This window comes from Streptomyces coryli (assembly GCF_011044975.1).
Classification (GTDB): Bacteria; Actinomycetota; Actinomycetes; order Streptomycetales; family Streptomycetaceae; genus Streptomyces; species Streptomyces coryli.
The window spans coordinates 1-24,883 of record NZ_JAAKZV010000113.1 but is presented as its reverse complement, the minus strand read 5'-3'; the positions used below and the strand labels follow the sequence as shown (position 1 = coordinate 24,883).

Annotated in this window: 22 protein-coding genes; 11 read left to right on the top strand and 11 right to left on the bottom strand. The window is 72.3% G+C overall.

The features are described 5' to 3' along the window. The first annotated feature begins 114 nt into the window (after window positions 1-114). The 3 genes from G5C51_RS23485 to G5C51_RS23475 are packed head-to-tail and all read left to right on the top strand — an operon-like array spanning window position 115 to window position 4,701. The gene (locus tag G5C51_RS23485) at window positions 115-1,257 is read left to right on the top strand and encodes an acyl-CoA dehydrogenase family protein (protein WP_165240162.1); all 1,143 of its coding nucleotides are present in this window, start codon (window positions 115-117) and stop codon (window positions 1,255-1,257) included. Between the two features lie 18 nt (window positions 1,258-1,275). Then, entirely contained in the window at window positions 1,276-2,490 is a 1,215-nt protein-coding gene (locus G5C51_RS23480) for an acetyl-CoA C-acetyltransferase (protein ID WP_165240161.1), read from the top strand. Between the two features lie 39 nt (window positions 2,491-2,529). Further along, window positions 2,530-4,701, top strand: coding sequence for a 3-hydroxyacyl-CoA dehydrogenase NAD-binding domain-containing protein (locus tag G5C51_RS23475; RefSeq protein WP_165240160.1), 2,172 nt, complete (start codon window positions 2,530-2,532; stop codon window positions 4,699-4,701). 42 nt (window positions 4,702-4,743) lie between these two features. On the opposite strand, the gene G5C51_RS23470 is transcribed toward G5C51_RS23475, so the two are convergent. Continuing rightward, the gene (locus G5C51_RS23470; RefSeq protein WP_165240159.1) at window positions 4,744-5,736 is read right to left on the bottom strand and encodes a peptidoglycan recognition protein family protein; all 993 of its coding nucleotides are present in this window, start codon (window positions 5,734-5,736) and stop codon (window positions 4,744-4,746) included. A gap of 243 nt (window positions 5,737-5,979) precedes the next feature. Between G5C51_RS23470 and G5C51_RS23465 the strand changes: the two genes are divergently transcribed. The 3 genes from G5C51_RS23465 to G5C51_RS23455 all read left to right on the top strand — a co-directional run bounded on the left by G5C51_RS23465 (window position 5,980) and on the right by G5C51_RS23455 (window position 9,607). Next, window positions 5,980-7,377 carry a sensor histidine kinase gene (locus G5C51_RS23465; RefSeq protein ID WP_338118275.1) on the top strand — a complete coding sequence of 466 codons (1,398 nt, stop codon included), beginning with the start codon at window positions 5,980-5,982 and terminating at the stop codon, window positions 7,375-7,377. Further along, window positions 7,374-8,045: a response regulator gene (locus G5C51_RS23460; RefSeq protein ID WP_165240158.1), complete on the top strand. Its 672-nt coding sequence runs from the start codon at window positions 7,374-7,376 to the stop codon at window positions 8,043-8,045. The genes G5C51_RS23465 and G5C51_RS23460 overlap by 4 nt, the downstream gene beginning before the upstream one ends. A gap of 86 nt (window positions 8,046-8,131) precedes the next feature. After that, entirely contained in the window at window positions 8,132-9,607 is a 1,476-nt protein-coding gene (locus G5C51_RS23455) for a glycosyltransferase family 39 protein (protein ID WP_165240157.1), read from the top strand. A gap of 13 nt (window positions 9,608-9,620) precedes the next feature. Here G5C51_RS23455 and G5C51_RS23450 read toward each other — a convergent pair whose 3' ends face one another. Further along, entirely contained in the window at window positions 9,621-10,367 is a 747-nt protein-coding gene (locus G5C51_RS23450) for a MerR family transcriptional regulator (protein WP_165240156.1), read from the bottom strand. Window positions 10,368-10,471: 104 nt separating this feature from the next. On the opposite strand from G5C51_RS23450, the gene atpF reads away from it, so the two are divergent. Next, window positions 10,472-10,963, top strand: a complete 492-nt coding sequence (gene atpF, locus G5C51_RS23445; protein WP_165240155.1) for a F0F1 ATP synthase subunit B — start codon at window positions 10,472-10,474, stop codon at window positions 10,961-10,963. Here the strand turns inward: atpF and G5C51_RS23440 are convergent, their stop codons facing one another. The 5 genes from G5C51_RS23440 to G5C51_RS23420 are packed head-to-tail and all read right to left on the bottom strand — an operon-like array spanning window position 10,964 to window position 15,330. Then, the gene (locus tag G5C51_RS23440) at window positions 10,964-11,986 is read right to left on the bottom strand and encodes an amidohydrolase family protein (protein ID WP_165240154.1); all 1,023 of its coding nucleotides are present in this window, start codon (window positions 11,984-11,986) and stop codon (window positions 10,964-10,966) included. Beyond that, window positions 11,983-12,756: an ABC transporter permease gene (locus G5C51_RS23435; RefSeq protein ID WP_165240153.1), complete on the bottom strand. Its 774-nt coding sequence runs from the start codon at window positions 12,754-12,756 to the stop codon at window positions 11,983-11,985. Before G5C51_RS23435 ends, G5C51_RS23440 begins: the two co-directional genes overlap by 4 nt. Further along, on the bottom strand, window positions 12,753-13,550 hold the full coding sequence (locus G5C51_RS23430) for an ATP-binding cassette domain-containing protein (RefSeq protein ID WP_165240152.1): 798 nt from the start codon (window positions 13,548-13,550) through the stop codon (window positions 12,753-12,755). The genes G5C51_RS23435 and G5C51_RS23430 overlap by 4 nt, the downstream gene beginning before the upstream one ends. Further along, window positions 13,547-14,335 (bottom strand): ABC transporter permease, encoded by a 789-nt coding sequence (locus tag G5C51_RS23425; protein WP_165240151.1) that lies wholly within the window; start codon window positions 14,333-14,335, stop codon window positions 13,547-13,549. The genes G5C51_RS23430 and G5C51_RS23425 overlap by 4 nt, the downstream gene beginning before the upstream one ends. After that, on the bottom strand, window positions 14,332-15,330 hold the full coding sequence (locus G5C51_RS23420; protein WP_165240150.1) for an ABC transporter substrate-binding protein: 999 nt from the start codon (window positions 15,328-15,330) through the stop codon (window positions 14,332-14,334). Before G5C51_RS23420 ends, G5C51_RS23425 begins: the two co-directional genes overlap by 4 nt. A gap of 215 nt (window positions 15,331-15,545) precedes the next feature. Here G5C51_RS23420 and G5C51_RS23415 point away from each other — a divergent pair, with 215 nt between their 5' ends. After that, entirely contained in the window at window positions 15,546-16,556 is a 1,011-nt protein-coding gene (locus G5C51_RS23415; protein WP_165240149.1) for a substrate-binding domain-containing protein, read from the top strand. Here the strand turns inward: G5C51_RS23415 and G5C51_RS23410 are convergent. After that, entirely contained in the window at window positions 16,553-17,227 is a 675-nt protein-coding gene (locus G5C51_RS23410) for a TetR/AcrR family transcriptional regulator (RefSeq protein ID WP_165240148.1), read from the bottom strand. The genes G5C51_RS23415 and G5C51_RS23410 overlap by 4 nt on opposite strands. Window positions 17,228-17,333: 106 nt before the next feature. On the opposite strand from G5C51_RS23410, the gene G5C51_RS23405 reads away from it, so the two are divergent. After that, the gene (locus G5C51_RS23405; protein ID WP_165240147.1) at window positions 17,334-18,788 is read left to right on the top strand and encodes a serine hydrolase domain-containing protein; all 1,455 of its coding nucleotides are present in this window, start codon (window positions 17,334-17,336) and stop codon (window positions 18,786-18,788) included. 30 nt (window positions 18,789-18,818) lie between these two features. Here G5C51_RS23405 and G5C51_RS23400 read toward each other — a convergent pair whose 3' ends face one another. From G5C51_RS23400 to G5C51_RS23390, 3 genes are all read right to left on the bottom strand, one after another. After that, window positions 18,819-20,297, bottom strand: a complete 1,479-nt coding sequence (locus G5C51_RS23400; protein WP_165240146.1) for a M1 family aminopeptidase — start codon at window positions 20,295-20,297, stop codon at window positions 18,819-18,821. Between the two features lie 117 nt (window positions 20,298-20,414). After that, complete coding sequence (locus G5C51_RS23395) at window positions 20,415-21,038, bottom strand: LysE family translocator (RefSeq protein ID WP_165240145.1); 624 nt, start codon at window positions 21,036-21,038, stop codon at window positions 20,415-20,417. Continuing rightward, a complete protein-coding gene (locus tag G5C51_RS23390; protein ID WP_165240144.1) occupies window positions 21,038-22,543 on the bottom strand; it encodes a DUF885 family protein in 1,506 nt (501 codons plus the stop codon). Before G5C51_RS23390 ends, G5C51_RS23395 begins: the two co-directional genes overlap by 1 nt. 43 nt (window positions 22,544-22,586) lie before the next feature. Between G5C51_RS23390 and G5C51_RS23385 the strand changes: the two genes are divergently transcribed. Beyond that, window positions 22,587-24,074, top strand: coding sequence for an aminotransferase-like domain-containing protein (locus G5C51_RS23385; protein WP_165240143.1), 1,488 nt, complete (start codon window positions 22,587-22,589; stop codon window positions 24,072-24,074). A gap of 8 nt (window positions 24,075-24,082) precedes the next feature. Then, complete coding sequence (locus tag G5C51_RS23380) at window positions 24,083-24,778, top strand: alpha/beta fold hydrolase (protein ID WP_206314232.1); 696 nt, start codon at window positions 24,083-24,085, stop codon at window positions 24,776-24,778. The last annotated feature ends 105 nt before the right edge of the window (window positions 24,779-24,883 follow it).

Below are 24,883 nucleotides of genomic sequence, written 5' to 3'. Positions count from 1 at the left end.
CCGCTTCTCGCAGACCCCCGGCACCGTCCGCCGCCCCCCGGCCCAACCGGGCGCACACGCCGCGGAGATCGCGGCGGAGTGGAACGTACCGGCCCTGAACAAGGAGGACCAGCTGTGAAGAGAAAGCTCTTCACCCAGGAACACGACGCGTTCCGCGACACCGTCCGCACCTTCATCGAGCGCGAGGTCACGCCCCACTACGAGCAGTGGAACCGCGACGGCATCGTCTCCCGCGACGCCTGGCGCGCCGCCGGCAAGCAGGGGCTGCTCGGCATCGCGGTGCCGGAGGAGTACGGCGGCGGCGGGGAGCCGGACTTCCGGTACGCCGTCGCCCTCGCCGAGGAGTTCACCCGCGTCGGTGCCTCCGGTCTCGCCGTCGGACTGCACAATGACGTCATCGGCCCGTATCTCACCGCCCTCGCCACCGACGAGCAGAAGCGCCGCTGGCTGCCCGGCTTCTGCTCCGGCGAGATCATCACCGCCATCGCCATGACCGAGCCCGGCGCAGGCTCCGACCTGCAGGGCATCAAGACCACCGCCACCGACGCCGGCGACCACTGGGTGCTCAACGGCGCCAAGACCTTCATCTCCAACGGCATCCTCGCCGACCTCGTCATCGTGGTCGCGAAGACGACCCCCGAGGGCGGCGCCAAGGGCCTCTCCCTCCTCGTCGTCGAGCGCGGCATGGAGGGCTTCGAGCGCGGGCGCAACCTCGACAAGATCGGGCAGCACGCGCAGGACACGGCCGAGCTGTTCTTCAACGACGTCAAGGTGCCGAAAACCAACCTCCTCGGCGATCTGAACGGCGCGTTCATCCACCTGATGACGAACCTCGCGCAGGAGCGCATGGCGATCGCGGTCGCCGCCATCGCCGCCGCCGAGAACCTCCTCGAGATCACCAAGACGTACGTCAAGGAGCGCGAGGCCTTCGGCCGCCCGATCGCGAAGTTCCAGCACATCCGCTTCGAGATCGCCGAAATGGCGACGGAGTGCGCCGTCACCCGCACCTTCATCGACCGCTGCATCGAGGAGCACAACGCAGGCGCGCTCGACGCCGTGCACGCCTCGATGGCCAAGTGGTGGGCCACCGAGCTGCAGAAGCGCGTCGCCGACCGCTGCCTGCAACTGCACGGCGGCTACGGCTATATGACCGAATTCCCCGTGGCGCGGGCCTTCACCGACGGCCGCATTCAGACCATCTACGGCGGCACCACCGAGATCATGAAAGAGATCATCGGCCGCTCCCTGCTCTCCTGAGAGGCTGGACACAACACCGTGAGCACCGAAGCGTTCGTATACGACGCCATCCGCACCCCCCGCGGCCGCGGCAAGGCGAACGGAGCCCTGCACGGCACCAAGCCCATCGACCTGGTCGTCGGCCTGATCCACGAGATCCGCCGCCGCTTCCCCGATCTGGACCCGGCGGCGGTGGACGACATCGTGCTGGGCGTCGTCGGCCCGGTCGGCGACCAGGGCTCCGACATCGCCCGTATCGCCGCCATGGCCGCCGGCCTGCCGGACACGGTCGCCGGCGTGCAGGAGAACCGCTTCTGCGCGTCCGGGCTCGAGGCGGTCAACATGGCCGCGGCGAAGGTCCGTTCCGGCTGGGAGGACCTGATCCTCGCCGGTGGCGTGGAGTCCATGTCGCGGGTCGCGATGGGCTCCGACGGCGGCGCCTGGTTCGCCGACCCGATGACCAACTACGAGACCGGCTTCGTCCCGCAGGGCGTCGGCGCCGACCTCATCGCCACCATCGAGGGCTTCAGCCGCCGCGACGTCGACGAGTACGCCGCGCTGTCGCAGGAGCGCGCCGCCGAGGCCTGGAAGGACGGCCGCTTCGACCGCTCGGTCGTGCCGGTCAAGGACCGCAGCGGGCTGACCATCCTCGACCACGACGAGCACATGCGCCCCGGCACCACCGCCGACTCGCTCGGGAAGCTCAAGCCGTCCTTCAAGGACATCGGCGACCTGGGCGGCTTCGACGCGGTGGCGCTGCAGAAGTACCACTGGGTGGAGAAGATCGAGCACGTCCACCACGCGGGCAACTCCTCCGGCATCGTGGACGGCGCGGCGCTGGTCGCCATCGGCAACGGCGCGGTCGGCGAGCGCTACGGACTCACCCCCCGGGCCCGTATCCTCTCCGCCTCGGTCTCCGGCTCGGAGCCGACGATCATGCTCACCGGACCGGCCCCGGCCGCCCGCAAGGCCCTCTCCAAGGCCGGCCTGTCCATCGGCGACATCGACCTCGTCGAGATCAACGAGGCCTTCGCGGCGGTCGTGCTGCGCTTCGCCCGCGACCTCGACATCCCGCTGGAGAAGATCAACGTCAACGGCGGCGCCATCGCCCTGGGCCACCCCCTCGGCGCCACCGGCGCGATGATCCTCGGCACCCTGGTGGACGAGCTGGAGCGGCAGGACAAGCGCTACGGCCTCGCCACGCTGTGCGTGGGCGGGGGAATGGGGATCGCCACCGTCATCGAGCGCCTCTGACAACCTCGTCCACCTCTCATACGGAGTCTGAAGAGCACCATGACGTACACCAACACCATCCGCTGGGAGCAGGACGAGTCCGGCATCGTGACCCTCGTTCTGGACGACCCCAACCAGTCGGCGAACACCATGAACGCCGACTTCATCGCCTCCGTCGAGGCCACCGCGAACCGCCTGGAGGAGGAGAAGGACGCCGTCCGCGGCATCGTCTGGGCCTCCGCCAAGAAGACCTTCTTCGCCGGCGGCGACCTCAAGGACATGGTCAAGGCCCGCCCCGAGGACGCCGAGGGCGTCTTCGAGACCGGCATGCGGGTCAAGCGCGCGCTGCGGAAGATCGAGACGCTGGGCAAGCCGGTCGTCGCGGCGATCAACGGCGCGGCGCTCGGCGGCGGTTACGAGATCGCGCTGGCCTCGCACCACCGCGTCGCCCTCGACGCCTCCGGCTACAAGATCGGCCTGCCCGAGGTGACGCTCGGCCTGCTCCCGGCGGGCGGCGGCGTCACCCGTACGGTCCGGCTGCTCGGCATCACCGACGCGCTGCTGAAGGTGCTGCTGCAGGGCACCCAGTACAACCCGAAGCGGGCCCTGGAGAACGGCCTGATCCACGAGCTGGCCGCGACCCCCGAGGAGCTCACCGCGAAGGCGCACGCCTTCATCGACGCGCACCCGGAGTCCGCCCAGCCCTGGGACGTGCCCGGCTACCGGATCCCCGGCGGCACCCCGGCCAACCCGAAGTTCGCCGCGAACCTCCCGGCCTTCCCGGCGAATCTGAAGAAGCAGACCTCCGGCGCCCCCTTCCCGGCCCCGCGCAACATCCTCGCGGCCGCGGTCGAGGGCTCCCAGGTCGACTTCGAGACCGCCCAGGTCATCGAGGCCCGGTACTTCACCGAGCTGGTGACAGGCCAGATCTCCAAGAACATGATCCAGGCGTTCTTCTTCGACCTGAACGCCGTCAACGCCGGCCGCTCCCGCCCGCAGGGCATCGAGGAGCGCAAGGTGCGCAAGGTCGCCGTGCTCGGCGCCGGGATGATGGGCGCGGGCATCGCCTACTCCTGCGCCCGCGCCGGCATCGAGGTCGTGCTCAAGGACGTATCGGCGGAGTCGGCCGCCAAGGGCAAGGGCTACTCCGAGAAGCTCTGCGCCAAGGCCGTCGCCAAGGGCCGTACGAGCCAGGAGAAGGCCGACGCGCTGCTGGCCCGGATCACCCCGACCGCGGACCCGGCCGACGTGGCCGGCTGCGACGCCGTCATCGAGGCGGTCTTCGAGGACCCGGCGCTCAAGCACAAGGTCTTCCAGGAGATCGAGAACGTCATCGAGCCGGACGCGCTGCTGTGCTCCAACACCTCGACGCTGCCGATCACGTTGCTCTCCGAGGGCGTGCAGCGGCAGCAGGACTTCATCGGCCTGCACTTCTTCTCGCCGGTCGACAAGATGCCGCTGGTGGAGATCATCAAGGGCGAGCGGACGGGCGACGAGGCCATCGCGCGGGCCTTCGACCTGGTCCGCCAGATCAGCAAGACCCCGATCGTGGTCAACGACTCCCGCGGCTTCTTCACCTCGCGGGTGATCGGCCACTTCATCAACGAGGGCGTCGCGATGGTCGGCGAGGGCGTCGAGCCCGCGTCGGTCGAGCAGGCGGCGGCGCAGGCCGGCTACCCGGCGAAGGTGCTGTCGCTGATGGACGAGCTGACGCTGACGCTGCCGCGCAAGATCCGTAACGAGACCCGCAAGGCGATCGAGGCGGAGGGCGGCACCTGGGCGGTGCACCCCGCGGAGGCGGTCATCGACCGGATGGTCGACGAGTTCGAGCGTCCTGGCCGCTCGGGCGGCGCCGGCTTCTACGACTACGACGAGAGCGGCAAGCGGGTCGGCCTGTGGCCGGGGCTGCGCGAGCACTTCGGCACCCCGAGCGCCTCGCTGCCGATGAAGGATATGCAGGAGCGGATGCTGTTCTCCGAGGCGCTGGACACCGTCCGGCTGCTGGAGGAGGACGTGCTGATGTCGATCGCCGACGCCAACATCGGCTCCATCTTCGGCATCGGCTTCCCGGCGTGGACGGGCGGCGTGCTGCAGTACGTCAACGGCTACGAGGGCGGGCTGCCCGGCTTTGTGGCGCGGGCGCGCGAGCTGGCCGCGGCGTACGGGGAGCGGTTCGAGCCGCCGGCGCTGCTCGTGGAGAAGGCGGAGAAGGGCGAGATCTTCGCGGACTGAGAGCGGCGGGGTCCGGGTGCCGTCGCACCCGGACCCTGTGCTTTAACTCGCCGAGCTGCGGATCGTCCCCAGCTTGCCGTACAGCTTCGCGCCGGGGCAGGAGGTGGCGTACACATTGCGATGCGCCGCCACCCGGTAGACCCGCACCTTGTCGCCCTTGTCGTACTTGCCGTTGCTGACGCCGGCCTCGAGGGTGACCTTCTGATTCGCCCGGTAGCCCGCGATGTTGAGCTTCCAGCGGGCGAAGCGGGCCAGGATGGACGTCACCTTCGACGGGACGGCCTTGCTGCGGTAGTCGCCGATGACGGCGACGCCGCTGGTGTTGTTGTTGAAGCCCATCGAGTGCGCGCCGACCACCGGCCTGGAGCCGCCGCCGTAACGGCCCTCGTAGATACGGCCGCAGCGGTCGACCATGAAGTTGTAGCCGATGTCGTTCCAGCCGTTGGTCTTCACGTGGTAGCGGTAGATCGCGCGGATGATCGCGGGCGCGTCGGCGCAGTCGTAGCTGTTGCTGTCGACGGTGTGGTGCACGAGGACGGCCTCGACCTTGCTGCCGTACTCGGGCGGGTCCCCGCGCCACGACTCGTTGGCGCCCCACTGCTTGCGGGTCTTGATGACGCCCTTGCGGGCGAGCGGCCGCGGCGCCGCGCCGGTGGCCGGCTGCTCCTTCACCTTCTCGATCCGCGCCCCGCGCGGCAGCGGGGTGCTGGACCCGTCGGCCCGGACGACTCTGGCCTGGGCTTCGTCGGCGGGTCCGGTCCAGCGCGGTTCGGTGGTGGTACGGGTCCCCGACTCGGTCTGCCGCGGCGTCACGTCGAGCGTGTGCCAGGGCGACCAGGCGCCGGTGCCGGCGGCTCTGGTCCGTATCTGCACGGCTCCGGCGGGCTGCTGCGCGCTCGGCCAGGAGACGCCCGCGAGGCTGAACTCGCCCTGGGTGGGCGTCGGTTCCGCCGAGGCGCTGGAGCCCGGCACGGACAGGCCGGCGAGCACCAGGACCGCGGGCAGTGCGGCGACGGCGCGCTTGCGAAGGCGCATCTCATCCCCCCGTTCGTCGCTATTCGGACACTTCGCAGGAGCATGACAACCGATGCCGCGTCCCTGCAAGAGGGCCTCGGAGCGGTTAGCTGGACCGGGTGAAACCTTCGCCAACCCTTGTCACTTCGGCCACAGTTATGGATGCCCAGGGCGGCGTCATCCATGTAGTACCTGAGAGGGAGGCGGAGATATCCGTATGCCGGGGGAGGTGCTGGTGAGAGGCGCGGCCCTACGGTTTCCGGTGTGACAGAGACGACGCAGAAGACGACTGGCGCCGACCGCTCCGGGCCGCGCACCGAGATGGCGATCCTCCGGGACGCGGTGCTCGTGGTGTGGCGCGGCCTGCTCGTGATGTGGCGGAACCTGTACGTCGGCGCGCTTGCGCTGCGGCCGCTGCCGCAGCTGTCCACCGATGCCCGCGTCCTGCAGCGGCTGCCGGGCTGGGGCCGGCGCGCCGTCAGCCGGCTGCCGCACGCCGCCCTCGTCGCCTTGGCGGGGGTGTTGATCTGGGGGTCCTGGAAGCTGGAGAGCGACAACTGGTGGGAGGGCGGCACCGATCTTGAAGGCGTGTTCGTCGGGCTGGCTGCCGCGCTCCCGCTGCTTCTTCTTCTCTTCCGTCCGCTGGCCGCCTGGTGGCTGTCCCTCGCTCTTATCTTCGCGGTCGCGCCCTACAGCTGGCTCTACCCGTGGCCGTGGACGGAGACCGGCCTCACCTCGCACCTCGTCATCATGGTGATCGTGGCCGTACGCAGCCCGCTCGCCACCGCGGTGGGGATGTGGCTGGTCGCCACGGTGACGGCGAGCGTGGCGACGGAGATCAGCGACCGGCCCCTCGACGCCACGAACGTGCCCTTGTTCGCCGGCTGCTCGGCAGTCGCGCTCACCGTCGCGCTCCTGATCCGCGGCTTGACCTCCGCCCGGCGCGAGGTCGTCGCCAAGGACGAGATCACCGTCATCGAGCGCTCGAAGCGCACCGTACTCGAAGAGCGCACCACCATCGCCCGCGAGCTGCACGACGTCGTCGCGCACCACATGTCCGTCATCGCCATCCAGGCGGAGGCCGCCCCGTACCGGATGGAGAACGTGCCGCCCGAGCTGGTGAAATCCTTCGCCACCATCCGCGAGAACGCCGTCGCCGCCCTCGCCGAGCTGCGCCGCGTCCTCGGCGTCATCCGCATATCCGACTACGAGCTGTACGACGCCCCCGAAGCACCGCAGCCCACCCTGGACGTGCTCGACGGGCTGCTGGCCAATGTCCGCCAGGCCGGGCTCCCGGTGGAGAAGGTGATCACGGGAGCGCGCCGGGAACTGCCCCAGGGCGTCGAGCTGTCGGCGTTCCGCATCATCCAGGAAGGTCTCAGCAACGTCCTGCGGCACGCGCCCGGCGCCGAGACGCGCGTCGAGCTCGCGTATGTGTCGGTCGGCCTGGGGGTGCGCATCGTCAACGGGCCCGTGGTCGCCGACGCGGTGCCGGAGACCGAACCAGGGCCGCCGGGCCCCGGCTCCGGGCACGGGATCACCGGGATGCGCGAGCGTGTGGCGATGCTGGACGGCGAGCTGACGACCGGTGCGACCGCGGACGGCGGATACGAGGTCGTCGCCTTCCTGCCCGCGTCGGCGGTGGCGGAGGAGACGGCATGAGTATCCGGGTGCTGATCGCCGACGACCAGGAGATGGTCCGCGAGGGCTTCTCCGTCCTGCTCGGCGCCCAGCCGGACATCGAGGTCGCGGGCGAGGCGCGCGACGGGCGCGAGGCGGTGGCGAAGGTGAAGGAACTGCATCCCGATGTCGTCCTCATGGACATCCGGATGCCGAACCTCAACGGACTGGAGGCCACCCGCCGGATCGTCGCCGCCGACGCGGATTCCCATGTCCTCGTGCTGACCACCTTCGACCAGGACGAGTACGTCTACCAGGCGCTGCGCGCCGGTGCCTCCGGTTTCCTGCTCAAGGACGCCTCCGCGCAGCAGCTCGCCGACGGTGTCCGGATCGTCGCCGCCGGGGAGGCGCTGCTCGCGCCGACCGTCACCAAGCGCCTGCTGAGCACCTTCGCGCGCACGACGGCCGCCGAGGCGGGCGATGCGCTGCCGCCGCGCACCCGCGTGGGCGATCTGACCGAGCGCGAGACCGAGGTGCTCGCGCTCATCGCCCGGGGACTGTCCAACGGGGAGATCGCCGCGCAGCTCGTCGTCGCCGAGTCGACCATCAAGACCCACGTCGGCCGGATCCTGGAGAAGCTCGGCCTGCGCGACCGCACCCAGGCGGCGGTCTTCGCCTACGAGGCCCGGCTGGTGACCCCGGCGCCGTGACGTAAACCGGCGCTTCCACCTCGCCCACTTGCAATCGGCCCATGGCCGCTTCCCTACCCTCCCCATGCCGAAAACGGAGTCCCGTCATGGCCATCGCGCAGCACTCGCGCCTGATCGCGCCGCAGCCCACCACCGCCCGTCCCGGAGCACCGGACGCCCCGGAACGTCTCCCGCTCGCCGCCGTCGTCCTGATCCCCCTCGCACTCGCCCTCACCCTCGGGCTGTGGGGACTGGGCAGGCAGGGTGCGATGTGGCGCGACGAGGCCGTCACATACGACATGGCCCAGCGCAGCCTGCCCGAGCTGCTGCGCACCCTGGAGCACTACGACGCGGTGCACGGGCTCTACTACCTCGTGGTGCACGGGGTGTTCGCGGTCTTCGGCGATGGGCTGATCCAGCTGCGGCTGCCCTCGCTTCTGGCCGTCGCGGCCGCCGCGGCGGGCGTCGCCGTGCTCGGCCGCCGGCTCGCCGGGCCGGGCGCCGGGCTCGCCGCCGGCGTCATCTTCCCGCTGCTGCCCGACGCGCAGCGCTACGCGCAGGAAGGGAGGTCGTACGCGCTGGTGTGCGCGGGGGTGGTGTGGGCGACCGTGCTGCTCCTGCATGCGGCCGAGGCGCGGCGCGCGGGCGCCTGGGCGGGGTATGGCGCGGTCCTCCTCGGTACGTGCCTGGTGCACGAGTTCGCCGTACTCGCCCTGGTCGCCCACGGCGTCGCTCTGTGCGCCCGCCGGGCGCCGGCCGGAGTGCTGCGTGCCTGGGGCGCGGCGGTGGGCTGCGTGGCGGTGGGGCTGGCGCCGCTCGCGGCGTACAGCACCGGGCAGGCGGAGCTGGTGGCGTGGATCGGCGGGCCGTCGTGGCGCATCTGGGTGGGATTCGCCGTCGTGGTGACGCTCGGCGTGGGGTGCGCGGCGGTGGCCAGGGGGCAGGTGGCGGCGGTGGCGCTGCCGCTGCTGCTTGCGCCGAAGGTCACCTTGCTGCTGATGTCCCTGGCCAGGCCGCTGTACGTGGAGCGTTATGTGTTCCACACCTCCGCGGGGCTGGCGCTGCTGCTGGGCGGTGCGGCGCATGCGCTGTGGCAGCGGCGCGGCCTGGTGAGGATGGTCGCGGCGGTGGTCGCGGCGGTGTCGGCGATCGTCCTGGCGGTGCCGGTGGGGCAGCAGATCCGGGCGCCGGAGAGCCGTAAGGACGACCTCGCCGCGGTCGCCGCCGCGGTGCGCGCGAACGCGGCCCCCGGCGACGGGCTGCTCTTCACCCCCGCCCGCCGCCGGGTGTGGAAGCTGCCGGGCGGATCTCCCTACGACGGCTTGAACGACCTGGCCCAGGACCGGAGTCCGCGCGCCTCCCGCACGCTCTACGGCACCGAACTGCCACCGTCGGCCATTCGCACCCGCATGCTCGGCGAGCGCCGCATCATCGTGCTCCACGACCGGGCCCGGGAGCCCCTCGACCAGGAAGCCGCGGAGCGCGTCAAGCGGGCCACGCTGCGGGCGCACTTCGAACGCTGCGCCGGCAGCGAGGTCCACGGCGGGCGCGTCACGCTGTACGCCCGCCCCGGCGCCTGCTGACGGCGGCCGCGGCTCACTCCTCCGCCGGGAACGAGTCCTTGAGCTCGGCCCGCAACGACCGCTGAAAGGCCGTCACCAGCGCCTGCACCACCATCGGCTGCATGTGCGCCGACAGCGACTTCATCGTCTCGACCTGCTCCGGGTCCGGGCCGCCCTCCTGATACGGCTCCCAGACCTCGTCGCGGAACAGCCGGGTGAGCTCCCGCGCCATCGACCGGGTGTGGTCGAGGACCACCTTGCGCGAGGCCAGCAGCGTGTCGAGGCCGATCGGGACCTCCAGCAGCCGCACCCCCAGGTGCAGCGTCGCCGGGTCCACGCGGAAGGTGTCGGCGCCCTCGGTCAGCGGCTGGAGGACGTCCATCGCCTCCAGGCGGTCGATGTCGGAGCCGGTGAGGGAGCGGCCCACCCGACGCTCCAGCTGCTCGCGGGTGAGCTCGGCGGGGGCGTCCGGCGCCCAGCTGGCCACCAGGGCGCGGTGCAGGGCGAGGTCCTCGGGGCTGAGGTCTTCCGGGAGCTGGCGGACGTAGCGCTCGATGGCCGCGAGGGTCAGGCCCTGGTGCTGCAGCTCCTCGATCAGCGCCAGCCGGGCCAGGTGCTCCTCGCCGTAACGGCCCACCCGGCGCGGGCCGATCACGGGCGGCGGGAGCAGGCCGCGGGTGCCGTAGAAGCGGATCGTGCGCACGGTGACACCCGCGCGCGCGGCGAGCTCGTCGACCGTGAGCCCGGGCGCCTGTACCTGCTGTCCCTCCTGTGTGGCCATGGTGCAACAGTATTGCTGTCTCACCGGCATTGCGACACCCGGTGCGTGACCAAGAACACGGAGCCGATACGCTGTGCGCACAAAACGGATGGGAAGGACGCCGCATGACTATCGCCGCGCTCTGGGTTGGCCCCGAGTCGTTCGGTCCGCTGCGTATCGAGGTGTGGTCGCTCCTCGTCGGCGGGCTGTGCTTCGCCGTCTTCGCCCTGCTGATCGGGAAGTGGCTGCTGCCGCGCATCAATGAGGTGCTGGAGAAGCGCGAGGCCGCCACCACCGGCCGGTTCGAGCATGCCGAGGCGCTGCAGGTCGAGGCCGACGAGGTGCGCGCGCAGTACGAGGCGGTGCTGGCCGACGCCCGCCACGAGGCCAACCGCATCCGGCAGGAGGCCACCGAGGAGGGCACCGCCCTGATCACGGCCGCCCGCTCCGAGGCCACCGCCGAGCGCGACGCCATGGTCGCCGAGGCGCACACCCAGATCGCCGCCGAGCGCGAGGCGGCCGAGGCCGCCCTGCGCCCGAACGTCAATCTGCTGGCCGAGGAACTCGCAGGGCGCATCCTGGGCGAGCCGGTGTCGGCGCAGGCGAAGCGCTCCTGATCAGGCGCTTTTGACGCCCATCAGCCGGTTGATGTTCCCCGAGTAGATCCGCGCGCGGGCGCTCTCGTCCACATCGAGAGCGTCCAGCACCCGGATCGTCTCCCGGATATACGCGGGCCCGCCCTCCGGATCGAAGGGGCAGTCGGTCCCGAACAGCACCCGGTCCGCGCCGAAGAACTCCAGGCCGCAGCGGATCCCGATGGCAGAGCCGGACAGCGCGGTGTCCGCGTAGAAGCGCCGGAAGTACTCGATCAGCGGCCGCGGCAGCGCCTCCCGCCGCAGCCGCTCCAAGTCCGCGCCCGAGGTGCGGCTGCCGAGCTGGTCGCTCCAGCCGAGGCCGATCCGGCCTTCCAGATACGGGATCATCGCGCCCAGGTGATGCGTGATGATCTTCAGCTCCGGATGCCGCTCCAGCACCCCGGCGAAGACCAGCCGGGCCATCGCCGCGCTCGTCTCGTACGGCCAGCCCAGCGCCCACCAGATCTCGAACCGCGAGCGGTCCTCCGACGCGTAATCCGGGAAGCCGGGGCCGCGGGTGGGATGCAGCCAGATGGGCAGGTCGCGGCGGGCCATCTCCGGGAAGATGTCGCGGAAGTCCGGGTCGTCGAGGGGCTTGCCGCCGACGTTGGTGAAGAGCTGGACGCCGCGGGCGCCCATCACGTCCGTCGCGTGGGCGAGCTCGGCCAGGGCCGCGTCCGGGTTGTTGAGGGGGAGGGCCGCCACCCAGGCCGGGAAGCGGTCCGGGTAGCGGTCGCAGAGGTCGCGCATGGAGTCGTTGGCGAGGCGGGCGAGGGCGGGGGAGTCGGCCGGCCCCGCCAGCAGCTCGACCGGGGGCGAGGAGAGCGTGAGCACCTGCTGGTAGTCGTCCCCGAACTCGTCCATCATGCGCAGCCGGGCGTCCACATTGTGCAGCGCCTCTAGCTCCAGCCAGCGGCGGAGGTCGCCGGAGCCGGCGGCCAGTTCGCGCATCCGGGCGAAGTACGGGGCGGGCAGGATGTGGCTGTAGGCGTCGACCTTCATCATTTCCCCTGGGCTCCTTTTGCGGTCTGCGGCACCCAGCGGGTCAGCCGCCGGTCGGCCGCCTGGACGAGCGCGATGGCCACCAGGGCGACCGCGATGACGATCAGCAGCACGGCCAGCACGCTCGCGCTGTCGAAGCTGCCGCCGGCCTCGGTGACGATGTGGCCGAGGCCCACCACGGCGATGAACATCTCGCCGTTCAGCATCCCGGTGACCGCGCGACCGACGCCGAGCCGCACACCCGCCATGATCATGGGGGTGGCGGCGGGCAGCACGACGCGCGGCAGCAGCTGCCGTTCGCCGGCTCCGTACGAGCGCGCCATCTCCTCGAGATGGGCGGGCACGGCCTGGACGGCGGCGGCGGTATTGACGATCACGACGAAGACCGCGTACATCACGATCACCGCCACGACCGCGCCGCGGCCCGCGCCGAAGAGCGAGAAGAAGACCGGCGCGAAGACGAGCGAGGGCGCGGTCAGCAGCGCGTACACATACACCCCGAGCGCCGCCTCGACGCGCCGGGAGCGGCCCATCGCGACGCCGATGACGATGCCGGCGACGAGGGAAATGGCCGTGCCGAGGAGGAGGTTGAGCAGGCTGTCGCGGACGCTGGCGAGCAGCGCGCCGTCGGCGGCCATCTCGCCGAGCCGGTCCAGCACGGTGCTCAGCGGCGGGAAGAACGACACGCCGGCCGCCCGGCCGATCACCTCCCAGACCATGGCGCCGGCGGCGAGGCTGAGGGGCGCGGCGGGCAGCCGCCGCAGCGCGCTCATGCCGGCGCCCCGGTCCGTACGGTCCGGTGCTCCTCGTGCATCTCGCGCAGCCGGTCCCAGAGGTACGCGGTGAGCTCCGCGTACACCCCCGACCGGTCGGGGCCGCCGCCGCGGGCGCGGGGGCGCGGCAGGTCCACCGGCACCAGCTCGGCGACCCGGCCCGGGCGGGCGCTCATCAGGGCGACGCGGTCGCCGAGCAGGACGGCCTCCTCCATGCTGTGGGTGACGAAGACGACGGTCGGCCGCTGTTCCTCCCACAGGGCCAGAAGCTCCTCCTGCAGCAGTCGCCGGGTCTGCTCGTCGACGGCGCCGAAGGGCTCGTCCATGAGCAGCACTTGCGGTTGTACGGCCAGGGCGCGGGCGATGCCGACGCGCTGCTGCATGCCGCCGGAGAGCTCGCCGGGGAGCTTCTTCTCGAAGCCCGCGAGGCCCATGGTGGCGACCAGTTCGCGGGCCCGCTCCTCGCGCTCGGCGCGGGCGACGCCGCGCAGGCGGAGGCCGAAGGCGACGTTGTCGACGACGGAGGCCCAGGGGAGGAGGGCGAAGTTCTGGAAGACCATCGCCCGGTCGGGCCCTGGCCCCTGGATCGGGCGGCCGTCGATCTCGATCGTGCCGGAGTCGTACGGGACCAGGCCCGCGATGCACTTCAGCAGCGTGGTCTTGCCGCAGCCGCTGGGGCCGAGGAGGGTGAGGAACTCGTTCTCGGCGACGTCGAGGCGGGCGTCGTCCAGGGCGGTGACGGTGTCGCCGCGCCGGTCGGTGAAGGTCTTCGACAGGCCGTGGATCTCGATCACTTGGGGCTCCCTGCGAGGTTGGCGCGGGTGGCGGTGGTGCGGGACCAGTGGGTGAGGCGGCGTTCGCACCAGCGGGCCGCGGAGATCAGCAGCAGCGCTTCGGCCAGGATGATCACGATGGTGGCGTAGAGGGGCGGGGCCTTGAGCAGGCCGCGGTATTCGAGGATCAGGCCGCCTACGCCGTCGGAGATCATCAGCAGCTCGACGATGACCATGCCGGTGACCGCGCGGCCAAGGCCGAGCCGTACGCCGGTCATGACGGCCGGAAGCGCGCCGGGCAGCAGCACGCGGGTGAAGATCTCCCGTTCGCGGGCGCCGAAGGAGCGGGCCATCTCGATCAGCGACGGGTCCACCTGCCGTACGCCCGCGCGGCTGTTGACGATCACCATGACGATGGAGAAGACCGTGACCAGGGCGGTGCGCGAGGTCAGGCCGATGCCGGTCCACATGACCAGCAGCGGGATGATGGCGGCCATCGGGGTGACCAGGAGGATGTTGAGCCAGACGTCCGCGTAGCGCTCCAGCGTGCGGAAGCGGCCGAGCAGGATGCCCAGCGGGATGCCGAGCGCGAGGGCGATGGCGAAGCCGAGGACGAGGGCCTGGTTGCTGACGTACAGCGCCCGCCAGAGCTCGGGCTCGGCGAGCAGGGCGCCGGTGGCGCGCAGCGTCTCGAAGAAGCCGGGGAGCAGGAGGCCGCCGCGGGCGCGGGCGTAGAGCTCCCAGGCGGCGGCGAAGAGGGCGAAGGTCAGGATCTGGTACGGGAGTCGGGCATTGAGCCGGGTCATGAAGCCGCCTCCCGTACGAAGCTGAGGTCGGCGGCGTCCTTGGCCTTCAGCCCTGGATCGATCACGTCGGCGCGGGCGAAGAAGTCGATGGTGCGCTGGACGTTGTGCGGGGTGAGGGCCGCCGCGTCGAAGAGCTTGCGGGACCGGTAGCGGGCGGCGATGCGGGGCACGTCCTCCGGGTCCTCGTCCGGGAGATAGCGGTGCACCAGGCGGACCAGGTGGTTGGCGCTCGCGTTGATACGGGCGTGCTCGCGGACCAGTGCGGTGACGAACGCCTGGGAGACCTCGCGGTGTTCGGTGAGGAAGTCCGCGTTGGCGTACACCGTCTGCGGGTGCACGTCCGGGAGGGTCTTGGCGAAGTCGGCGACCTTGGTGACCCGGTCGGCCCGGCCGGTGGACTCCAGGGCGACCGCGTCGGAGATCTCCAGCGGGGTGGCGTCGATCTCGCCCGCGGCGAGCGCCTGGGCACGGACGTCGGAGCCGCCGATGGTGAGGTAGTCCGGGGTGGCTCCCCGGCAGGTGGCGCGCACCCAGTCCTTGGACATGGCGGTGGCGACGGCGCCCTCGCTGAAGATCCCGAAGGGGCGGCCGCGGAGGTCGGTGCAGGAGCCGGTGCCGGGTTTGCCGTAGACGGCCCACTGGTTGGCGACGACATCGGCGATGATCTTGATGGGGGCGCCCTGGTCGATGGCGCTGAGGGCCGGTCCTGTGGCCTCGGCGGAGATGGCGTAGTCGCCCTGGGCGAGGCCTTCGATGGCCAGCTCGGGCTCGGCGAGTTCGACGATCTTCACGTCGTGGCCCTGGCGGCGGACAGCGTCCGCGGCGGCGAGGACCGGGACGGCGGTGATGTCCGGTTCGGTGACGGCGACCGTGAAGGAGAGCTTGCCGCCGGGGAGCGACGTGGTCCCGGCGTCGGTGCCGCAGGCGGGCACGGTGGTGGCTGTCAGGGCGACTAAGAGCGCGCCGGTGAGGAGGCGTTTCTTGCGGATGCGCATGGAATCCCCTTCGTTGCTTGCCCCGGTATGCCGAGGTCAGCGGTAAGGCAAACGTATGCCTTGCCGGGGATGCTAAGCGGTGGCGCCCAGGTGCCGTCAATGGCCCAACTCCTGGTGAGCGGTAAGAAGTTGGTAAGAGCGAGCTTGCGAACGCGCCCTGCCTTGTGCCATGTTGAGCCCCGAGAGCAGGCAAACGTTTTCCCCGGAAGGTCGCCGTGAGCTCACTGACGGAAGTCGCCCGCGAGGCCGGCGTGGCCGTGTCCACCGCGTCGCGGGTGCTGAGCGGATCCGAGCACCCGATCTCGGAACGGACCCGCGCCCGGGTGCTCGCCGCCGCCGAGCGGCTCCACTACTCGCCGAGCGCCCTCGCGCGCGCCATGGTCACCTCGCACAGCCGCCTCATCGGCGTCCTGGTCAGCGACATCGACAACCCGTACTTCTCGGTCATCGCCCGCGGCGTCGACGACGTCGCGACCAAGGCCGGGTACGTCACCATGCTCTCCAACGTCGACCGCCGCACCACCACCGAGATCAACCGCCTGCAGGCCATGCGCGACTACCGCGCCGCCGGCGTCGTCTTCGCGGGCAGCGGCTACGTGGACGACCCGCAGCACGGCGCCCTCGCCGACGCCGTCCGCCGAGCGCGCGAGCAGGGCGTCCGCGCCGTAACCCTGGCGGACCGCGACCTCGGCTGCCCGTCCCTCACGGTCGACAACCGCGCCGTGGCCCAGGACATCACCGGCCATCTGATCGCCCGCGGCCACCGCCGGGTCGTGTTCATCGAGGGCCCGACCGGCATGACCGTCAGCCGGCACCGCCGCGAGGGCTTCCTGACCGCCATGCGCGCGGCCGGCCTCGAGACCAACGCCGCCTGCCATCCCGGCGGCTTCGACTACGACGCGGGCCACGCCGCCGCGCTACGCCTCCTCGCCCGCCGCCCGCTCCCCGACGCCGTCCTCGCCGCCAACGACGAGGTCGCCGTCGGCGCCCTCCGCGCCCTCCGCCAGGCCGGCCTCGACGTGCCGCGCGACATCTCCGTGGCGGGCATGGACGACCTGCGCATCGCCGAGTTCACCGGCCTGACGACGGTCAGCCTCCCGCTCTACGAGATGGGCTCCCTCGCGGCCCGGCACATCATCGACGCGACGGCCGACACGGCGACGAACACGGTGCTCAGTCACCGCATCGCCGCCAGGGATACGGTCGCGCGGAAGCAAGGCTGTTAGAGCCGCGCCGCCAGGCCGTCCAGGACCCGGTCGAGTCCGTATCGGAAGTCCTTCTCCCGGATCTGCTCCGGGTGTCCCGCCTTGCCGGAGTCCGGGTCCAGGTCCGCCACCCACTCGCGTTCGGTCTTGCCGCTGCGCGCGATCAGGGAGAGATAGGCGGCCTCGGCGGTGGCGATGCCGATGACGTACGCCATCAGCGTGCCCGCGGCCTGGTCCTTTTCCCCCGTGGGGAAGCCGGCCGCCTCGAACTGTGCGAGCAGTCCGGTGGACATCCGCACGGCGTTCGGGCCGACGTGGACGAGCCCGACCTGGCCGAGCTCGGGGGCGATCCAGGGGTGGCGCAGGACCATCGCGCGCAGCTCGGTGGCGGTACGGGCAACCGCCGCGCGCCACTTCCCGCGGCCGGCGGCGGCCGGCAACTTCAGCTCCCCGTATACGTCGTCCACGGCGAGCTGAATGAGCTCGTCCCGGTTGGCCACATGCCGGTAGAGCGACGTGGCCCCGGCGCCGAGGCGGGTGCCGAGCTTGCGCATGCTGAGGGCCTCGACGCCCTCCGCGTCGAGCAGTTCGATCGCGGCGGCCACGATCTGCTCGCGGCTGAGCTGCTCCCGCTGCGGGCGGTGCGGCCGGGTCCACACCGAGGTGATCGGCTTCGCGGCGTCGTCAGGCATACGGCCACGGTAGCGCACGATGTACGCGCCTTGCGTACTCCGTTCTTCCGTGCGTACAGTGTGCGCAACAAGGGAACGCTGTACGCATTCAAGGTGGGGAGCCGCAATGCCGGACAACGTGAGCTGGGACGAGCAGGGGAACTGGGGCGCCAACGGGGCGTGGGGCACCCGCGATTCGGCCGGCCGGAAGCTGGACCTCGCGCACTGGCAGGCCCGCCTCGACGAGCTGCGCGCCGAGCATCACGTGCCCGGCGCCTCCCTCGCCCTCCTCGTCGACGGGACCGTCCACGAACTGGCGAGCGGCGTCCTGCACCGCGGCACCGGCGTGGAGGCGACGACCGACTCGGTCTTCCAGATGGGCTCGATAGCCAAGATCTACACCGCCACCCTGATCATGCGGCTGGCCGAGTCCGGCCAACTGGACCTGGACACACCGGTCGTGGACGTGCTGCCGGGCTTCTCCGTCGCCGACCCCGAGGCCACCCGGACCATCACCACCCGCCAGCTGCTCAGCCACACCAGCGGCCTCACCTGCGACTTCACCCATGACAGCGGCCGCGGCGACGACTGCCTCGCCAAGTACGTGGAGGCGGCGCAGGGGGTGGCGCTCGACTGCCCGCCCGGCACCGTGATCTCGTACAGCAGCGTCGGCTACAACGTCCTCGGCCGCATCATCGAGGTGGTCACCGGCAAGGTCTGGGACGAGGCGCTCAAGGACCTGCTGCTGACCCCGCTCGGCCTCACCCACACCATGACGCTGCCCGAGGAAGCGCTGCGCTTCCGCGCCGCGATGGGGCACCTGGGCGAGCCCGGCGAGGAGCCGGACCCGGCGCCGGAGTGGGATCTGATGCCGCGCTCGGCGGGCCCGTACGGCCGGGTCATCGCCACCGCTGGCGACCTCGCCCGGCTGGCGCGGATGCACCTGGCCGGCGGCGTGGCGGAGGACGGCACCCGGGTGCTGTCCGAGGAGACGGTCGCGCTGATGCAGCGCCGGGTCGTGGACTGTCCCGACAAGTGGACGGTCAGCTCGGACGGCTGGGGCCTCGGCTGGACCCTCTACGACTGGAACGGCGTCGCCGGCTACGGCCACGACGGCGCCTCCATCGGCCAGTACGGCTACCTGCGCGTCGTGCCCTCCGCGGGCGTCGCGGTCGCGCTGCTCACCAACGGCGGCGGCGCGCGCGAGGTGTACACGGCGCTCTACCGCGAACTCCTCGCCGAGCTGGCCGACGTGACGATGCCGGAGCCCTTCGCCCCGTCGGCCACCCCGCCCGCGGTCGACTGGGCGCCGCTCGTGGGCACGTACAAGCGCGAGGGCGTGGTCATCACCGTCACCGAGAAGGACGGCGCCGGGCACGCGCTCTACGAATTCGTCGACGGCATGAAGGACCTCTCCAAGCCCCTGCACATCGACCTGCTGCCGGTGACGGAGAGCGTCTTCGCCGGTACGGGCGTGGGTGCGGCGTTCAGCACGGACTACACGCCGGTGGTCTTCGCCACGCTGCCGGACGGGACGCGGTGCTGCTACATCGGGATGCGCTGCGGGCCCAAGGTCGCGTGAGCGTGATCCCTGAGCCCGCGGCGCGCCGTCTCAGTGCGCGTGCACGCCGTTCGTAGCGGCGATCTTCTTCCAGGACTTGGGCTGCTCAGGGGCCGCGGCGGACCGCTTGGCCGCCGGGGCCGCGGGCTTCTCCGTCGCGTAGAGCCAGGTCTGGAACAGGGCGTCGAGCTCCTTGCCCGAGATCTTCTCGGCCAGGGCGATCAGGTCGGCGTTTGAGCCGTTGCCGTGGGCGCGTTCGGCCGGCCAGGTCTTCAGGAGCTCGAAGAAGGCCTTGTCGCCGATCTCGTTGCGCAGGGCCTGGAGGGTGGCCGCGCCGCGGTCGTAGACGGCGAGGTGGAACTGGTTCTCCGGGCCCGGGTCGCCAGGCGCGACCTTCCAGAAGGCATCGTCGGCCGGGTGTGAGGCGTAGACGTAGTCGGCCAGCTCCTGCGTCGTGCCCTCGCCCTCCTTCTCCGACCACAGCCATTGCGAATAGCGGGCGAAGCCTTCATTCACCCAGATGTCCTTCCAGCCCTTCACCGACACGCTGTCCCCGTACCACTGGTGGGCCATCTCGTGGACGACCACGGAGACGTTCGAGCCGTTCGCGAACTGCCGCGGGCTGTAGAACGGGCGGGTCTGCGTCTCCAGCGCATAGCCGGTGGTGACGTTCGGGACGTAGCCGCCGAGGGAGTTGTACGGGTACGGGCCGAAGACGGTCTCCAGGTACTCGGTGACCTCCGCCGTGCGCTCGATGCTGGCCCGCGCCGCGCCCGCGTTGTCGCCCAGGTCCTTGCTATAGGCGTTGATGACCGGGAGGCCGTTCGCCGTGGTGTCCTTGGTGATGTCGAACTTGCCCACGGCCAGCGTCGCCAGATAGGTCGCCTGCGGCTTGTTGGAGCGCCAGGCGAAGCGGGTCCAGCCGGCCTGTGACCGCTCCGACTGCAGGGTGCCGTTGCTGATGGCCTGGGTGCCGTCGGGGACGGACACGTTCACGTCGTAGGTGGCCTTGTCGGTGGGGTGGTCGTTCGAGGGGAACCACCACCAGGCCGACTCCGGCTCGTTGGCGGCCACGCCGCCGTCCGGGGTGCGCAGCCAGGAGGTGAAGCCGGAGACCTCGACCTTGCCCGGGGTGCCGCCGTAGCGGACGACGACGGTGAAGTTCTTGCCCTTCTCGATGCCCGCGGGCGGGGTCACTTCGACCTCGTGGTCGCCGGTCGCCTTGAACTGGGCGCGCTTGCCGCCGATCAGGATCTCCTTCACGTCGAGCGCGAAGTCGAGATTGAAGCGGGACAGGTCCTGGGTGGCCTGGGCCAGGAGGGTGGCGGTGCCGTCGAGCCGGTCGGTGCCGGGCTGGTACTTCAGACGCAGGTCGTAGTGCGAGATGTCGTAGCCGCCGTTGCCGTAATCCGGGTAATAGGGGTCGCCGATGCCCGGGGCACCGGGCTGGAAGTCGGCCGCCGATGCCGGGATCGCCAGCATGAGCAGGGCGGCGGCTGCCGAGCCCGGGACGAAGAGTCTGCGGTGCACGAATCCTCCAACTCGTCGGGAAGCGTCCGTATGGGCACGGACACACGCGAAGGTATGTACTCCTGTCCGGGCAGGCATGTCCATGGCGTTTCCCGTCACGCGATTGCCATGCCGGTGTCACACCGCCGCGTACACCCCGAGCCCCAGGTAGACGCCGCCCACCGCATGGCGCTGCCGGCGCAGCGCGGCGGGGCGGCGGGCCAGCCAGGCGCTCAGGCTCCCGCCCGCATAGGCGTACACGCAGTCCACGCAGAAGCCGATCGCGCCCAGCAGGAGCCCGAGGACGAGCAGTTGACCGCGGGTGTCCGCCGGGCCCGCGCCCGGGGTGACGAACTGCGGGAGGAAGGCGAGGAAGAAGAGGATCACCTTCGGGTTCAGCACCTGCACCAGCACGGCGTCCCAGTAGACCCGGGTGAGCGGGACCGGTTCGGCGGTGCCCGGGGTGGCGGCGGGCGTGCGGCTGAAGAGCGCGCGCACGCCGAGATAGAGGAGGTACGCGGCGCCCGCGTACTTCAGCGCCGCGAAGGCCACTTCGGAGCGCGCGACCAGCGCGGACACCCCGACCACGGCGGCGCTGACATGCACCAGCGTGCCGGTCTCCACGCCGAGCGCGGAGAACAGCCCGGCCCGCCGGCCCTGCGCGACGCTGCGGGTGACGATGTAGAGCAGATTCGGCCCCGGCAGCAGCACGAGGCCGAGCGCGGCCGCGGCGAAGGCGGCGAGGCGGGCGGGTTCGGGCATCAGCCACGCTCCAGGGCGGTGTCGAGCAGACCCAGCGGCGGGGCGCCGAGGGCGAGCAGGGCGTCATGGAAGCGGCGCAGCGTGAAGCCGCCGCCCCAGGCCGTACGGGCGCGGTCGCGCAGGTCGAGGATGGCGAGCTTGCCCCAGGTGTAGTGGCCGTACTCCGGGTCCCAGAGGCCGCGTTCGGCCTCGGCACGGGCGGCTTTCGGCGCGAGGTGCGCGTCGGCCGCGAAGAGACGGGCCGCATCGGCGACGCTCAGCGCGCCCGTGTGCAAGCCGATGGAGCACTCCAGGCGGACGGCGCGCTGCAGCCCGGAGAGGGCGACGCCGAGGGCGAAGCGCGGGTCGCCGGCGCGGAAGCCCGCTTCCAGGGCGAGCTGTTCGGCGTAGACCGCCCAGCCCTCGGTGAAGCCGGTGGACTGCAGGGTGCGGCGGACCTCGCTCGCGGCGCCGCGGAGCGCGCGGCCGTGGGTGAAGTGTCCCGGCGCGACCTCGTGCAGGACGAAGGCGGGGAGGAAGGCGCGGTTGAAGAAGGACAGCCACTGCTCCCGCTCCGCGGGCGGCCACGCCGGGTCGGGCGGGGTGACGTAGAAGCGGCTCGGGCCGTCGGTCTCGTACGGGGCGGCCGCGTTGAGCATGGCGAAGGCGTAGCGGCGGGAAGGTGGGGCGGGCCGCGTCTCGCACACCCCGTCGTCGGTGGGGGCGACACCGGCGGCGGCCGTCCAGGCGAGGACCTCGTGGGCCAGCTCGCGCACCTCGGCGACCAGCCCGTCCGCGGCCGGGTGGTCGGCGCGTACCGCCGCGAGGGTCTCGGCGAGCGGGCGGCCGGGGGCAAGACGGTCGGCGGAGTCGCGCAGCAGCGCGGTCAGCCGGTCCTTCTCGCGCCGGGCCCGGTCGGCGAGTTCCGTCAGGTCGACGGGGCAGCCCTCGGCGGCGGAGAGCAGCAGCCGCAGACCCGCGCCGCCGAGCCGGGCGTCCGGGTCGCCGTGCGCGGCGAGGTGCTCCAGGTGCGCGACGAAGCGGGCGTGGGCGGACAGGGTCCGGTCGTCTTTCTCGTCATCGGCGAGGGCGGCGGCGAGGGCGCGCGCCGCCGGCAGTGTGGCCTGCGCCGCGGGCGCCGCGACGGCGTCCAGGGTCCGTACCGCGGTGTCCAGCGCGTCCGGCCAGGCGTCCAGGTGGGCGCGGCGGGCGGCGGCGCGCTCGGCGGCCGGGGCATACGGGCGGTCATAGCCCGCGATGTCCAGATTGTCGATGTGCAGGAACGGGTTTGTGCGGTGCTGCGCCAGCGTCCGGTAGCGGGCCCTGAGGCCCTCCTCCGCGGTACGGGCGTGCGCCTCGTCGTGCGGGTCGTCGTACGCCGGGCCGCGGCTGAGGGCGCGCAGCCCCGCGCCGATGCCGTCGCCGGAGAGGTCCTGGAGGCGGCCGTCGTACGCCCCGTGGTGCCCGGCCTCCTCGCGGGCGGGGCGGACCGTCAGGTCGCAGATGGCTCGAAGTCGGTGGTCCATGGATGGTTAGCCTGGTCGCACGGCGAGAGGGGGTACCGGGCCAATGGGGACCGAAGTGGACCGTTTTCCGGCGGCCGGCGCGGAGCCGGGTGCCGTCATGGAGCTCATCGGCGGCTGGACCGCCGGCTCCGGGCCGCTGTACCGGCGCCTCGCCGACGCCCTGGAGCGCGCCGTCCGCGACGGTTCGCTGCCCGCCGGCGCCCGGCTGCCCGCCGAGCGCGCGCTGGCCGCCGCGCTCGCCGTCAGCCGCGCCACCGTCGTCGCCGCGTACGACGCACTGCGCGACCGGGAGCTCGCGGTGAGCCGCCGGGGGAGCGGCACCCGGATCGCCGGGCGGCCGGGGGTGCGGCCGCCGCCCGCCGACGGGCGGGTGCAGGGCGGCCAGGCCACCGCCGTGCTGCAGCGGCTGGTGGACGGTCCGGCCGCGGGCGGCGGCACCATCTCGCTGGCCCTCGCCGACGGGGCCGCCGCACCGGAGGTGCGGGCCGCGCTCGAGGACGTGCTGCGCGACGACCTCGACGCCCTGCTGGCCGGCGGTGGTTACCACCCCGGCGGCCTGCCCGTGCTGCGGGCCGCCGTCGCCGACCACTTCACCCGCCTCGGCCTGCGTACGGAGCCGGGCCAGATCCTGGTCACCACCGGCGCCACCCAGGGCCTCGCGCTCGCCGCGCAGATGTACCTGCGCCGCGGCTCCGTCGCCGTCGTCGAGGCGCCGGGCTGGCCGGGCTGCTTCGACACGCTCCGGGCGCCCACGGGCGCGCGCACCCACGGCGTCCCCCTCGACGAGGACGGCCTCACGGCCGCCGGGCTCGCCGCGGCGCTCGCCGCCGGTCCCGCGCTGCTGTACGCGATGCCGACGTACCAGAACCCGACCGGCACGCTGATGTCCGCGGCCCGGCGGCAGCGCGTCGCCGACCTCGTCGCCGAGCACCGGGTGCCGCTGGTCGAGGACATCGCGTACGACATGCGGCTCGACGACCGCGACGAGCCGCCGCCCATCGCCGCCTTCGCCCGCCCCGGCGCCGAGATCCTGACCCTCGGCTCGCTCACCAAGTCGGTGTGGGGCGGGCTGCGCATCGGCTGGGTGCGCGGCCCGGCGGCGGCGGTGGAGCGGCTCGGCCGCTTCAAGGCCGTCGCCGACCTCGGCACGCCCGTACTCGACCAGGCCCTGGCCGCCCGGCTGCTGCCGCGCGTCGCCGAGCTGCGGGCCGGCCGGGCGCCCGAACTGCGCCACCGGATGGAGCACTTCGCGGCCCTGCTCGCGACCGCGCTGCCGCGCTGGTCGTGGCAGCGCCCGGACGGCGGCTCGGCGCTGTGGATCCGGCTGCCGGACGGGGTCGATGCCCGGGTGTACGCCCAGGTGGCGCTGCGGCACGGGGTGGAGGTGGTGCCGGGGGCGCAGACGGATCCGGGCGGCGGGCATGACGACTTCATCCGGGTCCCGTTCACCCTTCCCGCGGAGCGGCTGCCGGAGCTGGTGCGGCGGCTGCGGGATGCGTGGGCGGTGCTGGAGCGGAAGGGGACGGAGTAGTGGTGGGAATGCCGCGCTTGGTGCTTGTCCACAGCCCGCTCGTCGGCGCTTCGACGTGGGAGCCGGTGGCGGAGGTGCTGCGAGGGCGCGGATACGGGGTGACGGTGCCGTCGCTCGCGCCGGTCGAGGGCGGGCCGTACTACCCGCGGCTCGCCGCCCGCGCCGCGGACGAGGTCGCGGGCGGCGAGCGCGTGGTGCTGGTCGGGCACAGTGGCGCCGGGGCGCTGCTGCCCGCGGTGGCTGAGGCGGCAAGAGCCCGCGGCGCGGCGGTGGCCGGTGCGGTGTACGTGGACGCGCTGCTGCCGCACCCCGGCCGCGCCTGGTTCGCTACGGTGCCGCCGGAACTGGCCGCCCGGCTGCGCGAGTTGGCGCGGGACGGGGTGCTGCCCCCGTGGGACACGTGGTTCCCGCCGGGCACCGTCGAGGCGCTGCTGCCGGACCCTGCCGTACGGGCCCGGTTCAGCGCGGAACTGCCCCGCGTGCCGCTGGCGTACTTCGCCGAACCGGCCCCGCCCGCGCCGGCCCTTCCGCCCGCGCGCACCGCCTACCTGCAGCTGAGCGAGGCGTACGAGCCCCAGGCCGCCGCCGCGGAGCGGGAGGGATGGCGGGTCGCGCGCATCGCCGCGGACCACCTCGCGGTGCTGACGGCGGCGGACGAGGTCGGCGGCGAGCTGGCGGAGCTCGTGCGGAGCGTCGCCGCCTGACCTGCGGTCAGCATCCTTCGACGAGCAGCCAGCCGCGGTAGGGGAGCGGCTCGTCCGCGGCGAGCGTCGCCGGGGCGTCCGGCTCCGGCGCCAGGGTGGCGGGGG

What these genes read in the sequence shown, in the direction of transcription:
- G5C51_RS23475 (WP_165240160.1), top strand. Translation starts at nt 2,530, where the DNA reads ATGACGTACACCAACACCATCCGCTGGGAGCAGGACGAGTCCGGCATC.
- G5C51_RS23470 (WP_165240159.1), bottom strand. Translation starts at nt 5,736, where the DNA reads ATGCGCCTTCGCAAGCGCGCCGTCGCCGCACTGCCCGCGGTCCTGGTG.
- G5C51_RS23460 (WP_165240158.1), top strand. Translation starts at nt 7,374, where the DNA reads ATGAGTATCCGGGTGCTGATCGCCGACGACCAGGAGATGGTCCGCGAG.
- G5C51_RS23455 (WP_165240157.1), top strand. Translation starts at nt 8,132, where the DNA reads ATGGCCATCGCGCAGCACTCGCGCCTGATCGCGCCGCAGCCCACCACC.
- G5C51_RS23450 (WP_165240156.1), bottom strand. Translation starts at nt 10,367, where the DNA reads ATGGCCACACAGGAGGGACAGCAGGTACAGGCGCCCGGGCTCACGGTC.
- atpF (WP_165240155.1), top strand. Translation starts at nt 10,472, where the DNA reads ATGACTATCGCCGCGCTCTGGGTTGGCCCCGAGTCGTTCGGTCCGCTG.
- G5C51_RS23440 (WP_165240154.1), bottom strand. Translation starts at nt 11,986, where the DNA reads ATGATGAAGGTCGACGCCTACAGCCACATCCTGCCCGCCCCGTACTTC.
- G5C51_RS23435 (WP_165240153.1), bottom strand. Translation starts at nt 12,756, where the DNA reads ATGAGCGCGCTGCGGCGGCTGCCCGCCGCGCCCCTCAGCCTCGCCGCC.
- G5C51_RS23425 (WP_165240151.1), bottom strand. Translation starts at nt 14,335, where the DNA reads ATGACCCGGCTCAATGCCCGACTCCCGTACCAGATCCTGACCTTCGCC.
- G5C51_RS23420 (WP_165240150.1), bottom strand. Translation starts at nt 15,330, where the DNA reads ATGCGCATCCGCAAGAAACGCCTCCTCACCGGCGCGCTCTTAGTCGCC.
- G5C51_RS23410 (WP_165240148.1), bottom strand. Translation starts at nt 17,227, where the DNA reads ATGCCTGACGACGCCGCGAAGCCGATCACCTCGGTGTGGACCCGGCCG.
- G5C51_RS23405 (WP_165240147.1), top strand. Translation starts at nt 17,334, where the DNA reads ATGCCGGACAACGTGAGCTGGGACGAGCAGGGGAACTGGGGCGCCAAC.
- G5C51_RS23395 (WP_165240145.1), bottom strand. Translation starts at nt 21,038, where the DNA reads ATGCCCGAACCCGCCCGCCTCGCCGCCTTCGCCGCGGCCGCGCTCGGC.
- G5C51_RS23390 (WP_165240144.1), bottom strand. Translation starts at nt 22,543, where the DNA reads ATGGACCACCGACTTCGAGCCATCTGCGACCTGACGGTCCGCCCCGCC.
- G5C51_RS23385 (WP_165240143.1), top strand. Translation starts at nt 22,587, where the DNA reads ATGGGGACCGAAGTGGACCGTTTTCCGGCGGCCGGCGCGGAGCCGGGT.
- G5C51_RS23380 (WP_206314232.1), top strand. Translation starts at nt 24,083, where the DNA reads ATGCCGCGCTTGGTGCTTGTCCACAGCCCGCTCGTCGGCGCTTCGACG.